Genomic DNA, 12926 nt, shown 5'->3' with positions numbered 1-12926 from the left:
GGTTGGCCATGGATCGAGACACGCCCTGTCAGCGCATGAACGGCCACGCGCCGTTGCAGCCGATCCCCCGTCCAGGCTCTGCGAAATCCCTGGCATCCCCTCCCTCCCGACCGCGCCATCCTCAAATCCGCATAGAGAAGAACCGCATGCACAAGACAGTGCTGGCCGCCGCCGCAGCGCTTGCCGTTTCCGCCGTGCCCTCGCTTGCCGCCGGCAAGGAACCGCTGAATGATCGAGCCGCAAACCAGATCAGGACGCAGTTCTCCAGGCTGATGGATCTCGCCAACCGGCACGATTTCAAGGGCCTGCACGCAATGTTCTGGCAATCGCCCTCTGCCCTCCTCGTCGCCAAGAGCGCCATTCCCGCCGAAGGAAACTGGGCGGGTTTCTGGGGCAACGAAGCGATCGACCGGAAGCTGCACGACATCGGCACATCCGGCCCCGTCGTGCTCGAGCCGGACTACACGAAACTCAAGGTCGTCGGCCTGACGCATGATGTGGCCGAATCCTACGCGCCGATGAACATCACCGTCTCCTATGCCGGCCAGGACGGGACGCCCAAGCCCTTCCTGATGATCATCGACTGGATTCATGTCGGAAAGGACTGGAAGGTTGCTTCGGAAATCATTCTGCCGGTGCCGCCGGCACCTGCCGCCAAGGGTTAGCTGCCCGCAAGACTGAAACCCTCCCCCAACCCTACGCCGCCCGTGCCGCCTGCCCCCGTTCAGGCACGGAGCGACAACAGAAAGGACCTCGAAATGTCTGCAATGACCAGAACCCTCTTCGTTTCCCTCGGCCTCGCCCTGATGTCGGCACCGCTCGCAGAGGCAAAGACCATGTCGCCGGCGGCCGTCGCAACGATCGGACAGCACAAGCTGCTGACGGATGCCGATGGCCTGTCGCTTTACACCTACGACAAGGACCAGCCCGGAAAGTCCGACTGCACCCTGCTCTGCGCTCTCGCCTGGCCTCCGTTCGAAGCACCGGCCGGCGCCAAGGCTTCCGGCCCCTGGAGCGTCATCACGCGGCCGACCGGCGTCACCCAGTGGGCCTATAACGGCGCGCCGCTCTATACCTATCACTTCGATTCCCAGCCGGGAGACGTTCATGGTGACGGCGCCGAAGGCGTCTGGCATGTCGCCCGGCCCTGAGGTCGGCTCTCCGACAACTCGCTGAAGAGATCACATCCATCATGACGTTTGCGGAAGGTGCGCGGGAATTGGCACCGCCAAAAACCGCACCATAGGCAATCTCTTGCCGCCCCGACGCTGGCGCGCTCATCCTATTGGCGTCAACGCGCCGGGACGGTTCTTTGAATCTCTACAAGCCCGAGCATAGCGGTCGCGCGCCGTGCGCCCCGCCCCTCTGGTCTCATCCTCAGTGAAAAACCGGAAATCTCCGACGTAGTCGAAAACGCAGTTTCGATCTGCTGAAGCTGGCATTGGTGCAGTCGGTCGATCAGACCACGCCGACAACACAATGTGACGCATGACCGCCTGTTTTTCGAGCAGGACACTTTTTCCCGCTCGCAAACATTCCCCCAATTTTCGCCGGAACGCGGCATAGCACTTATTTGTGGATCACGTGCAATTTCGCCGCGAAAATGCGGCGCCGATGTTGCCAATATGTTCCAAAGCAGCTCTCATCAACCAAGAGGGGGACGCTGATTCGTATTAAGTTATGGTGGCCGGAACGTGCCCAAAACCGAATATGGAATTTACACTGACGTCCTAAACCGTCACCCCGCCGAAAATATCTGTCATGCTTTTGATTTCGCTGCCTGGCTTGGCTGCCCCCTAAACAACTACCTTGTTATCAACTTCGATAGCGAGAGCGCAGAACAATCGGGCCACATCTTCCGGGCGGTCAGACATAAATACCGCGACTGGCTGAACCGTCGCACCAAGCAACTCCACGGCTTCGCCCTGCCTCCCATGTACGTCTACACTCACGAAAATCCGGACGGCCATGCCCACTGTAACTGGGTCGTACATGTTCCTCCCGCCCTGCAAGCTGATTTCGACAAGAAGCGGCTGAAATGGATCGAGCGAGCGCATCGCAATGTACGTCGTTACGATGTGAAGGTAGAACCCGTTTGTCCAGAGACCGCAAAAACCCTCTGTAAATACATCATCAAAGGTACGGATCCGTTGTATGTGAATTATCTGCACCTTCAGGAGTATGCAGAACCACAGGGCCGTGTGTGGGGACGGCGGGCGGGCACCAGCCCGGCGCTCAGTCGTGGTGCAAGGACCGAGGCTGGTTTCGTTGCGAAGCGGGATCGTGGGAAGCTCCGAGCTGCTAACTATGCCCGTCGCAATGCAGCTTGATGCCGCTTGGCCCGATTTGGTTACCTATTTGCTCGAGTGCCGTGCTACGAACTTGCCCTACCGCGCAATCGTCCCAACGATAGGGAGCTTATGTTCGCGCACAGACACTCCAGATCAGCGCCTGCACATCCCCGAAATCAGAGCTTCCGGAAAAGGGACGCGAATGAAGAAGCTACCCGGCGCCGTTCTTGTACTTGCGATCGCCGTCCATGGCGCCGGGGCACGGGCAGACGATGCGGCACCGCCCTCCTACGCCGATACGACACTGACCGGCGACTGGCACGGCTACCGCAACTGGCTGCGCGACCAGGGCGTCACCTTCACGATGTCCCAGACCAGTGACGTGCTCGGCAATGTCTCCGGCGGCCTGAAACGCGGGACGGCCTATGACGGTGTCTTCCAGCTGCAGGGTGATTTCGACATGGACCGGCTGGTCGGCTGGACCGGCGGCGCCATCCATATTTCCGGTTATGCGATCCAGGGCCAGGGCCTGTCCGGCAAGGATATCGGCAATCTCCTGACAGTCACCTCGGTGGAAGCCGATCCCGGCTTCCGGCTCGGGGAATTCTATCTCTCGCAGAGCCTCATGGACGACAAGGTGACGGTCAGGCTCGGGCAGATCCTGGCGGACCAGAGTTTCGCGATCAGCAATACGGCGAGCCTTTTCGTCAACTCCACCTTCGGATGGCCGGGCATCTTTGCCGCCGATCTTCCCGGAGGCGGACCGGCCTATCCCTTCGCCGTTCCCGGCGCGCAGATCATCGTCAAGCCTGACGATGCCTGGACGCTGCAGGCCGCCATCTTCAATGGCAGCCCGACCGGGTCCGACCCAGACGGCAATGCCAATGGACTGGGATTTCCGCTGGGCGATGGCGTCCTGGCGATTGCCGAGGCAGGTTATGCCTATATGCCCGCAAAGGGCGGGACCGGCCTGCCCGGCACCTACAAGATCGGCGCCTGGTACAATTCCGAAGAATTCGACAGCCTGACCACCGCATCGAACGGCGTTTCGCTCGCCGATCCGCTCTCGAGCGGCAGCCCGCGCCGGCTCTCGGGCAATTTTGCGGTCTATGCCGTCGTCGACCAGACGCTCTGGCAGGAGCCGGGAAGTTCGGACAATGGGCTCAATGGATTTTTCCGGATTGCCGTGGCGCCGCAGCAGGAGCGCAACAGCATGAACTGGTATTTCGATATGGGCCTTGCCTATAAGGGGCTTCTGCCAGGCCGCGACGACGACACCGCCGGCATCAGCTTCGCCTATGCCAGCATGAGTTCGGGCATGTCGGATCAGGTAAAGGCCGAAAATGCCTTCAACGGCACATCTCAGCCGGTGCCGAGTTCCGAAGCCGTGATCGAAGCCACCTATCAGGCGGCCGTCACGCCATGGATGACGGCGCAGCCATTCTTCCAATATGTCATCCGTCCCGGCGGCAATGCAGCCGATCCCGACAAGCCGAATTCACGGATCCAGAACGCGGCGATTTTCGGCCTCAGGGCAGTCGCGTCTTTCTAAGAGTTTCATCAAGACCTCCGGCGCGGCCCGCGCATCCGGCAAGCTGAAGCGGCGCCCGTCCACCGGGCGCCGCCTTTCTTTGATGCGAGCGGCTTTTACACGAGCGGTCCGCGGCCGGTCGCAATCAGGTCCTCTTCCTCATCGCGCTGGTGCCCGCCGAATGCGGCGGCCGCAGCGGCGATGAAGGCGCCGACGAGCAGCGAGAGCGAGCCGATCAGCGCCGAGGTCGCGGCAGCCTTGCGGGCCTTGTCGGCGGCAGCCTGTGCCGCAACCTTGGCATCGTCGATCTGCTTCAGCACGGTATCGACCCTGGCGCGGGCATCGGCCTCGGAAAGCCCTGTCCGGGCCGAGACGATGCCGGCAATATAGGTCTTGTCACCGTCAGGCACCGAGCCGTTCGCGGCACCCTGCAGCAGGATCCGGGAAATCTCGGCCGTGGCCGCGCCATTATCCTCGCTGGCGCGATTGGAAATATTCTGCGGCCGCAGCAGCGCGTCCGTGAAATAGGCCGTGGCCATGCCGGGGCCGGCCGTATCCGTATCCGAAGCCGAGGCTGAAGCGGCAGACCCGCCTGCGACACCAGCGGCCATTGCAGCCTGGCCGGCCGCACTTGCACCGGCACCCGCAAGCGAGGTCAGCGACGACGCCAGGAAACCGGCGACGAAGACGGTCGCGAGCGCCCAGCTGAGGAAGCCATGCGCGGTATCGCGGAAGAAGACCTCATTGGTGTGGATGACCGCCCATTTGGTCCTCAGACGCCCGGTCAGATAGCCGCCGAGCGCCGACGAGAGCCACTGCACGACGACAAGCCAGATCGCCGCGGTGATGCCGACTGTCGCAGCCGAGCTGCTCTCGCCCGACCAGGGAGAGACCATCGTCAGCCCCACGCCGGAGCCGAGCAGCAGCAGGATGAGCGTGATGCCCGTCGCCGCCACGGCGCCGCCGACGATCGGGCCCCAGGCAATGGCAGGCTTCGAGGATTCGACCGGCATCGCACCTGTGCGATTGCCGGCGATGACTCTTTCTTCAGCAAGAGACATGGCAGCCTCCTATCGCATGAAGAGCACGAGCAGGATGACGATCGGCAACGGGATGCCCAGAAGCCAGAGAAGAATACCGCGACCCATTTGAAAATCCTCCGTGAATTGAATGTGTTCGCGAGAACCGAACGCCACCGAATACTGTTTGTTCCCGAGGCGGATGCGGCGTGGGTGCGTGGAAGTTTGCCCGTTTGGTTCCTTCGAGACGGAAGCGGGTAAGCGGATGCGCACGCGGCCCGAAGGGCCGGATGACGAGGCTGCGGGCGGCAGGCCGCAACACCGGCCCGCAGATCGGCCGACGCAATCCTCAACCTGCATGGAACAGGCGACTCCGCCCCGCGTTCCCATTTCAGAAGAAAGGAATATTTCATGGCCCGTAAGACAAAACCGCTCGTCGAAGTCGCCGCCAGAACTGAGGAAGGCCGCGTGCCGCTCGGCATCATGAACACCAAGCAGGCGCTCGACCTGCCCGAAGAGCTGGATGTGGAGATCTCCCATCCGGACGAAGAGGCCGGCGCGACGGATAACTTCATCGACAGGGACGAACTGTGCAGGGTCCGGAGAAAAGCCCATGGCAAGGGATGAGCATGAGCAAAGCGACCGCGAGCAGGTCTGGAGGAAATTCCGCAAGGCGGTGAACATGACGCCGGCCACGCTCGAGAAATGGCTGGCGACCGACGAGAGCAAGGCGAATGGCTGGCAGGAGGAAGGCGGCAACGAAACGATCGGCCATCACTCCGGCCGCCGGATCGTCGAGATCAGGCACAAGAAGAAGGCCGACCTGACAGAGGCCGACTATGCCCACATGCGCAAGGTCGTCGGCTACGTGCATCGCCACCTCGCCCAGGGCGGGCCGCAAGAGGACAAGGAGCATTCCCCCTGGCGCTACTCGCTGATGAACTGGGGCCATGACCCCCTAGTCAAACACTGATGCACCCCGTGCATCAATGTTTGATCCAGCACCCCCCTGGGTCAAGGCGCAGCCTTGATCCCAACGTCAAGGCGCAGCCTTGATCCCAACGTCAAGGCGCAGCCTTGATCCCCATCGGCATTGTCAGAAAATCTATCTTTATGCCGTTCGAGAAGGTGCCCGGAAAACTCCAGGTGACATGCGACCAGCGGCGAACTCTGCATCTTCGGATGACCGTAAGTTCGAAGGCTTCAGTCGACCGAACATGTACCTCAAGCGCCATTTTTCCGTGAAAAGAGCGCCCTCATGATCTTGAAGAAATCCTTGATCAGCCGAATGTAGGTCCAATGGTTTGGATATTCGTCATATGACACCTCCCAAGGCGGCGTGCGCGGATCTCTTTTCTTGCGCCTGACACCCCAGGGGCCGACCTTGTCGCCTCCCGATTTCCGGATCGCTCTCTTGAGTGCATCGATCTCGTCGCGCTCTGTCGGCATTTAAACCCTAAACACTCCGGAAGTCATGAGACGCTCAACGTCGGGGCCGCAGGCGGAAAATTCCGGAGTTCGGTAACAACTGCCACCAAACCAAGTTGCGTCATTTGGCAGGTTTGCGCCAGAAGCGGTCATGTTCCGACTGTTGGATACAATGGCAGAGCGTTAGGTCCCCAGTCTCCGGTTTTCCGCAGAAAGCACCTTTCTTAGGAAAAACCGCCGGGGTGTACGGTCGTCCCCTTCGAGTTCCCCAAACTGCTCGTAACCAAGCTTCAGGTAGAACGGTTTTGCTTGAAAGTCGTAAGTGTCCAGGAAGATGCCCAGGTATCCCCGTTCGCGAGCGATGCGCTCTGCTTCTCCCATTAATTGACGGCCAAGCCCCTTTCCTCGGAGTGCCTCAGGCACAACCAAATACTTGACGAACAGCCAATTGAGTTCATCGAACGCATACAGGCCGCCGACGATCTCCTCAGTCTCCGGTTGCCTCAAAACTATGCCAAGATGAGGCCATTCCGCTATGGTCGCGGTGTGGTGGCTGTTGAATTCCACCAGCGGCTTAAGGAGTTGGTCAAGCTCATCAGCAGTTGGCTCGGCCGAGAGGGTCTCTATAATTGCAATCATCGCGCGAGAATGCGTGAAAGGACGGCCGTTGTCCAGTCGATCGTTGCGGCTGTTCATCCGCTTCGGGGCCGACAGGCGCGGCTTGATCCATACTCAAGCTTCCGCGCCCCGCGAAAGCCCCGCCTATTGATACCCGTCATACGCGAGCTATTTCGCCGTCATGGATCATCTCTTCGACGACGACACGCATCACAAGAGCCTGCGCGCGGGATTGCGCCGCATTGAGCGGGGTGACGGCCGCAAGGCCATGCTGCTGCAATTCATCTTTACCGTCATAGACATCGCCATCCTCGCCTTCTTCGTGCTCGGCCCCTATTTCCGCGCCGCCCCCACCTATCTCGTCATCGATTACGTCATCGCCGTCTGGATCGCCGCCGAGATCGCGGCGCGCGCCGTTGCGGCCCCCTCGCTGCGCAGCTGGATCCTGCGGCCGATGACCTGGATCGATTTCATCGTGCTGGCGACGCTGCTCTTTCCCGATGCGCTCTTCAACTTCGCCTTCCTGCGCGTCATGCGGCTCTGGGCGATCGGGCGAAGCCCGCTGCTGAAGGAGGCGCTGCGCCGGATGAGCTGTGGCTATGCGCTCGATGTCGTGCGCGCGGTGATCAATTTCCTGGTCTTCCTCTTCCTCGTCACCGGCTTCGTCTACACCTCCTTCTTCTACAACCAGCCGGGCGGCGAAGGCTTCGTCGACGCGCTCTATTTCACCGTCGCGACCGTGACCACGACGGGCTTCGGCGACATCACCCTGCCCGGAACGCTCGGCAAGCTGACCTCCGTCGTGACGATGATCGTCGGCATCTCGCTCTTCGTGCGGCTGGCCCAGGCGGTGGTGCGGCCGCACAAGGTCACCTTCGCCTGCCCGCGCTGCGGCCTGCAGCGCCACGATGCCGATGCCGTCCATTGCAAGGCCTGCGGCGAGATCCTCAACATTCCAGACGAGGGCACGTAAGCTGCTGCCTGCCCAAAAAACGACCGCGCCGCGGAACCGCCTGCCTTCCCTATCGTTAGGATCAAAGCCCCCTGAGATCCGAAGGATAGAGAATGAGCGTTATCAGTGAGTTCCAGTCATTCATTGCGAAAGGCAACGTCATGGACCTGGCCGTCGGCGTCATCATCGGCGGCGCCTTTGGCGGCATCGTCAAGTCTCTGACTGATGACATCATCATGCCCGTCGTCGGCGCGGTCCTCGGCGGCTTCGATTTCTCGAACTATTTTTTCCCGCTCTCTTCCACCGTCAATGCGCCGACCCTTGCGGCCGCCCGCGCCCAGGGCGCCGTCTTCGCCTATGGCAGCTTCATCACCGTCGTCATCAACTTCCTGATCCTCGCCTGGATCATCTTCCTGATGGTCAAGGGCGTAAACTTCCTGCGCGCGCAGGTGGAGCACCAGGAAAAGACCGGAGAGACCCCGCCCGCCCCGCCGCCGGCCGATGTGCGGCTCCTGACCGAGATCCGCGACCTGCTGGCGAAAAAGGCGGCGTGAGACAGCAGGCCGGCAGCCCGGCCCTGCCGGCCGCAGCTCAAATGCAATTCCGCTAAATCAGCGGGTGATATCGGGCAGGATTTGGGTCTATACCGGGGCTGCCCCCGAAATCGCCTCCCGAGTCCGCCATGCCGCTTCCCTATCGCAATTCCCGGCTGCTTCGCCGTTCCCGCGTCATCTGGGGATCCTTCTCGCTCTGGCGGCCACGGCTGGTTTTCTGGTGCGGGGCGCTGGCGATCGGCCTTGTCAGCGTCGGTTTTGCCAGGCTTGCCGATCTCGCGCAAAAGGCCTTTGCCGGCCTGACGGCATCGGGCGAATGGTCGTTCCTGCTGCCGCTCATTGTCAGCCCGCTCGGCTTCATGCTCTCGGCCTTCCTTGCCATCAGACTGTTTCCCAATTCGCAGGGCAGCGGCATTCCCCAGGCGATTGCCGCCCGTCACCTGCGCGAGGAGGAAGACCGCTCGCGGCTGCTTTCCCTGAGGATCGCCGCCGGCAAGATCGCACTTACCGTTCTCGGCCTTTTCTGCGGCGCCTCGATCGGCCGCGAAGGACCGACGGTGCAGGTCGGTGCCTCGATCATGCTGGCGGTGGCGCGTTTCGGCGGCATGGCGCAGGCCCGCGGCCTGATCCTGGCCGGCTCGGCTGCCGGTATCGCCGCCGCCTTCAACACGCCGCTTGCCGGCATCGTCTTCGCCATCGAGGAGATGAGCCGCACCTATGAATCGCGCGCCAATGGCGTCGTTCTGACCGCCGTCATCCTCTCCGGTCTCGCAGCCCTCGGCCTTGCCGGCAGCTACAACTATTTCGGCGAGGCCTCCGTTTCGCCGGCTGGCCTCAGCGACTGGGGCCTCGTGCTCGCCTGCGGCATCGGCGGCGGCGCGCTCGGCGCCGGCTTCAGCGGACTTGCCCTGCATTTCGGCCAGCGCATCCGCCGCTGGGCGCAGCCGCAGCCCCTGCCGCGCATGGTGGCGCTTGCCGGCCTCTGCGGCCTGGCGGTCGCCGGCATCGGCATCGCCTTCGGCGGCACGACCTTCGGCACCGGCTACGAACAGGCGCGAAGCGCCGTCGAAGGCCACCCGCTGCCGCTCCTCTTCTTCGCCGGCAAGCTGGTGGCGAGCTTCCTGTCCATGCTCTCGGGCATTCCGGGCGGCATCTTCGCCCCTTCGCTCGCCGTCGGCGCCGGCTTCGGCAGCACGGTCGGTCTGGCTCTCGGCACCAGCATCGCGCTGGCAGCCATCCTCGGCATGACCGGCTATTTCTCCGGCGTCGTGCAGGCGCCGATGACGGCCTTCGTGATCATCCTGGAAATGACCGGCGACCACCAGGCCGTCATCCCCATCATGTCCGTCGCCATGCTCGGCTACCTCACCTCCCGCCTGCTCTCGCGCGAGCCGCTCTATCACGGCCTCTCCCGCGTCTTCATCGCCGCGGCGGTGCGGGCACGGCGGGCAGTCGAACGCGAAGAGGCCGCGGCCTGAGGGCGCGCGTAGCGACGCATCCTTGAACCAAACCCCGGCCTCGCGAGTTCTCCCCGCAACCGAGGGAGAAACACCATGTCCGCAGGTCTCATCGAAGGCTTCCAGCAGCGTCGCCTCCCGGGCGATGGCCTGGAGATCGACGCGCTTGTCGGCGGAAACGGCCCGCCGCTGCTGCTCCTGCACGGCTGGCCACAGACGCGCATGTGCTGGTCGCGTGTCGCGCCTGCCCTTGCCGCGCATTTCACCGTCGTCATTCCCGACCTGCGCGGCTATGGCCGCAGCGACAAGCCCGAAGGCAGCGCCGATCACCAGACCTATTCCAAGCGCGCCATGGCCCGCGACCAGATCGCCACCATGCGCGCACTCGGCTTCGAGCGCTTTGACGTCGGCGCCCATGATCGCGGCGCCCGCGTCGCCTACCGCCTTGCTTTCGATCATCCCGAAGCCGTCACGCGCCTTGCAAGCCTCGACGTCATCCCGACGGCCGACATGTGGGCGCGGATGGGCGCGAAGGAGGCCGTTTCGGCCTGGCACTGGTCTATGCTGGCCCAGCCGGACGGACTGGCGGAAAAACTTGTCGGCGGTGATCCGGAATGGTTCGTGCGCTACATTCTCGCGCATCAATCCGCACCCGGCTTCATCTTTCCGGAAGAAAATCTCGCCGACTATCTCGCCTGCGCCCTAGACCCGCGGAGCGTCCATACCTGGGCCGAGGACTATCGCGCCGGCTGGACGATCGACCGCGAGCTCGACGAGAAGAACCGCGGCTGGAAGCTCGACATGCCGCTCCTGATGCTCTGGGGCGAGCGCGGCACACTGAAAGGCAGGGATGGGTCGATCCCTGGCGGGCCTGGGCCGAACAGGTGGAGGGTGAAGCCCTGCCCTGCGGTCACTTCATTCCCGAGGAAGCACCCGATGCCGTCATCGCGCATTTCACCCGGTTCTTCGGCGCGGCGCGCTGACGGCCACCTTCCGTGCGCGCCGCCGCCATGAAAGCGCCCTGCTTCAGAAGGCCGAGCGGATGGTGCCGCCATCGACGCGCAGCGTCGCACCGCTGATATAGCCGGCATGATGGCTTGAGAGATAGATGACGGCAGCTGCGATCTCATCGGGACGGCCGAGACGGCCGATATCGTTCGGCACCATCTCCTTGACGCAGCCGCTTTCGATGTCCTCCCAGCGATCGCCCCAGCCATGCGCGGGCGCGATCTTTTCCAGGAGGTCCCGCACGGCCGGCACGAGGATCGCGCCGGGCGACACGACATTCGACGTGACGCCCGTATCCTTCAGCCGCCGCGCCAGCGAGACCGCGAGATTGTGGCGCGCGGCAAGCGACGCTTCGTAATCCGGCTGCATCGGGATCGGTTGCGAGGCCAGGCCGCCGCCGATCTGGATGACCCGGCCAAAGCCGCGACCGACCATTGCCGGCACCAATCCCCGGATCATCCTGACGGCCGAGACGACGTTGATCTGATAGGTCTCCACCCAATTGGCCGGTGTTGCCGAATGCCAGTCGAGATGGTGGTAATGGCCGGCATTGTTGACGAGAATATCGATATCGCCGCCGGCAAGCGCCTGGCGGATAACCGCTTCGGCCCCTTCGTCATCGGCGAGGTCGCCGATCGCCACGTCCGCCCTGCCGCCGGCCGAAACGATGGCCCCGGCCACAGCCTCGGTGCGCGCCCGGTCACGGCCGTGCACCACGACGGCAACCCCTTCGGCCGCAAACATGTTCACCATCGCCTCGCCGAGCCCCGAAGACGAGCCGGTCACGAGGGCCCGCTTGCCGGAAAGCTGCATATCCATTGTCTTTCTCCATTTGACGATCTTGGATGAGACAAGAATAGGCGCTAGAGATTATCCCGATTAGCCGTTTAAATCGGGACGAACCATGCCGATATTCCGCACAGTAGAGGGCGGTGGATTCACCGAAATCAGGGCGGCGATCGCCGTTGCCGAGCATCTGAGCTTCCGCGCCGCCGCCGATGCGCTATCGATGTCGCCGACGGCGCTGAGCAGCAATGTGCGCGCGCTGGAGGACCGGCTCGGCATCCGCCTCTTCAACCGCACGACCCGCAGCGTCTCGCTGACCTCCGCCGGCGAGGAGTTCATCGCCAGCGTGGCCCCTTCGCTGGCCGCCATCGAACAGGCCATGCAGGCTGCCGGCAGCCATGGCACGCGTCCCTCCGGTACATTGCGCATCAACAGCTCGGTCACCGGCGCCCATGAAATCCTGACACCGCTGATACAGGCCTACATGGCGCGCCACCCGGCCGTACAGGTGGAGCTGTCGAGCGAAAGCCGGCTGGTGGATGTGGTGCTGGAAGGCTGCGACGCCGGCATCAGGCTTGCCGAATCCGTGCCGGCCGAAATGGTGGCCGTGCCCCTGCCCTTCGGTCTCGATTTCTGCGTGGTGGGCGCGCCCGGCTATTTCGCCGATCACCCGGCGCCGCGCACGCCGCTCGATCTGGCGGCACACAGCTGCATCCGCTCGCGGGCATCGGGCGGCGGCATCTACCGCTGGGAATTTGAACAGAATGGCGAAACGCTCGAGATCGATGTGCCGGGCGCGCTGACGCTCGACGACCAGTCGCTGATGCTGAAGGCCGCCATCGCCGGCATGGGGCTTGCCTATATTTCCCGGGCGATCGCCGCTGAGGCGGTCGCGACCGGCAGGCTTGTGACGGTGCTGGAAGACTGGGTGGCGGGCTCCTCAGCCCTTTGCCTCTACTACCCGCGCAACCGCAATACTTCCGCGGCACTTCGCGCGCTGATCGATCTGATCCGCGCAGACAGCGGCAGCCGCGGCTGAGACTGGTCGAGCCTGTAGGGTCTCTGCGCCACCAGGCTCAGAAGCGGCAAGGCCCAGCGCAGGCCATCCCATTCCGGCGCATCGAGCGGATCGGCGAGCGGGTCTTTTCTCCGCCGGCGGCTATGCCTGTGAAGCTCGTTTGCGAGCATGATCCAGTTGAGAAGCATCATCCTGCCTCCATCTATGACAGATGCAACTGAGCTAAGGCGCGGAGCCCGGCAAAGGTAGACGCGCGGATAAAAG

Annotated in this window: 15 protein-coding genes; 11 read left to right on the top strand and 4 right to left on the bottom strand. The window is 63.1% G+C overall.

What is annotated here, in order from left to right; genetic code table 11:
• Positions 1-146: 146 nt before the first annotated feature.
• The 4 genes from AC1DF8_RS34110 to AC1DF8_RS34095 all read left to right on the top strand — a co-directional run bounded on the left by AC1DF8_RS34110 (position 147) and on the right by AC1DF8_RS34095 (position 3843).
• Positions 147-665 (top strand): hypothetical protein, encoded by a 519-nt coding sequence (locus tag AC1DF8_RS34110; RefSeq protein ID WP_113017306.1) that lies wholly within the window; start codon positions 147-149, stop codon positions 663-665.
• Between the two features lie 93 nt (positions 666-758).
• On the top strand, positions 759-1151 hold the full coding sequence (locus AC1DF8_RS34105) for a COG4315 family predicted lipoprotein (RefSeq protein ID WP_049800935.1): 393 nt from the start codon (positions 759-761) through the stop codon (positions 1149-1151).
• Positions 1152-1694: 543 nt separating this feature from the next.
• Positions 1695-2330, top strand: a complete 636-nt coding sequence (locus AC1DF8_RS34100) for a hypothetical protein (protein ID WP_478157159.1) — start codon at positions 1695-1697, stop codon at positions 2328-2330.
• 163 nt (positions 2331-2493) lie between these two features.
• Positions 2494-3843, top strand: a complete 1350-nt coding sequence (locus AC1DF8_RS34095; protein WP_478157158.1) for a carbohydrate porin — start codon at positions 2494-2496, stop codon at positions 3841-3843.
• Between the two features lie 95 nt (positions 3844-3938).
• Here the strand turns inward: AC1DF8_RS34095 and AC1DF8_RS34090 are convergent, their stop codons facing one another.
• Complete coding sequence (locus tag AC1DF8_RS34090; protein ID WP_478157157.1) at positions 3939-4883, bottom strand: hypothetical protein; 945 nt, start codon at positions 4881-4883, stop codon at positions 3939-3941.
• Positions 4884-5252: 369 nt separating this feature from the next.
• Between AC1DF8_RS34090 and AC1DF8_RS34085 the strand changes: the two genes are divergently transcribed.
• Positions 5253-5468 (top strand): hypothetical protein, encoded by a 216-nt coding sequence (locus AC1DF8_RS34085; RefSeq protein ID WP_478157155.1) that lies wholly within the window; start codon positions 5253-5255, stop codon positions 5466-5468.
• Positions 5455-5814 carry a DUF3140 domain-containing protein gene (locus AC1DF8_RS34080; protein WP_478157153.1) on the top strand — a complete coding sequence of 120 codons (360 nt, stop codon included), beginning with the start codon at positions 5455-5457 and terminating at the stop codon, positions 5812-5814. The genes AC1DF8_RS34085 and AC1DF8_RS34080 overlap by 14 nt, the downstream gene beginning before the upstream one ends.
• A gap of 251 nt (positions 5815-6065) precedes the next feature.
• Here AC1DF8_RS34080 and AC1DF8_RS34075 read toward each other — a convergent pair whose 3' ends face one another.
• Both AC1DF8_RS34075 and AC1DF8_RS34070 read right to left on the bottom strand, forming a co-directional pair.
• Entirely contained in the window at positions 6066-6290 is a 225-nt protein-coding gene (locus tag AC1DF8_RS34075) for a hypothetical protein (protein WP_113146546.1), read from the bottom strand.
• A gap of 162 nt (positions 6291-6452) precedes the next feature.
• Positions 6453-6965 (bottom strand): GNAT family N-acetyltransferase, encoded by a 513-nt coding sequence (locus tag AC1DF8_RS34070; protein ID WP_478157151.1) that lies wholly within the window; start codon positions 6963-6965, stop codon positions 6453-6455.
• A 103-nt stretch (positions 6966-7068) separates the two neighbouring features.
• Between AC1DF8_RS34070 and AC1DF8_RS34065 the strand changes: the two genes are divergently transcribed.
• The 4 genes from AC1DF8_RS34065 to AC1DF8_RS34050 all read left to right on the top strand — a co-directional run bounded on the left by AC1DF8_RS34065 (position 7069) and on the right by AC1DF8_RS34050 (position 10864).
• Positions 7069-7860, top strand: a complete 792-nt coding sequence (locus AC1DF8_RS34065; RefSeq protein WP_018115869.1) for a potassium channel family protein — start codon at positions 7069-7071, stop codon at positions 7858-7860.
• A gap of 92 nt (positions 7861-7952) precedes the next feature.
• Positions 7953-8393 (top strand): large conductance mechanosensitive channel protein MscL, encoded by a 441-nt coding sequence (gene mscL, locus AC1DF8_RS34060; RefSeq protein ID WP_478157149.1) that lies wholly within the window; start codon positions 7953-7955, stop codon positions 8391-8393.
• A 128-nt stretch (positions 8394-8521) separates the two neighbouring features.
• Entirely contained in the window at positions 8522-9871 is a 1350-nt protein-coding gene (locus AC1DF8_RS34055; RefSeq protein WP_183877611.1) for a chloride channel protein, read from the top strand.
• 75 nt (positions 9872-9946) lie between these two features.
• Entirely contained in the window at positions 9947-10864 is a 918-nt protein-coding gene (locus AC1DF8_RS34050) for an alpha/beta fold hydrolase (protein WP_478157147.1), read from the top strand.
• A 12-nt stretch (positions 10865-10876) separates the two neighbouring features.
• Here the strand turns inward: AC1DF8_RS34050 and AC1DF8_RS34045 are convergent, their stop codons facing one another.
• Positions 10877-11677, bottom strand: a complete 801-nt coding sequence (locus AC1DF8_RS34045; protein WP_478157145.1) for an SDR family NAD(P)-dependent oxidoreductase — start codon at positions 11675-11677, stop codon at positions 10877-10879.
• An 85-nt stretch (positions 11678-11762) separates the two neighbouring features.
• Here AC1DF8_RS34045 and AC1DF8_RS34040 point away from each other — a divergent pair, with 85 nt between their 5' ends.
• Positions 11763-12683, top strand: coding sequence for a LysR family transcriptional regulator (locus AC1DF8_RS34040; protein ID WP_478157144.1), 921 nt, complete (start codon positions 11763-11765; stop codon positions 12681-12683).
• The last annotated feature ends 243 nt before the right edge of the window (positions 12684-12926 follow it).

This window comes from Rhizobium sp. 05N49, from assembly GCF_056396805.1.
Note: the sequence above shows the minus strand (reverse complement) of the source record. Positions and strands in the feature narration are given on the sequence as shown.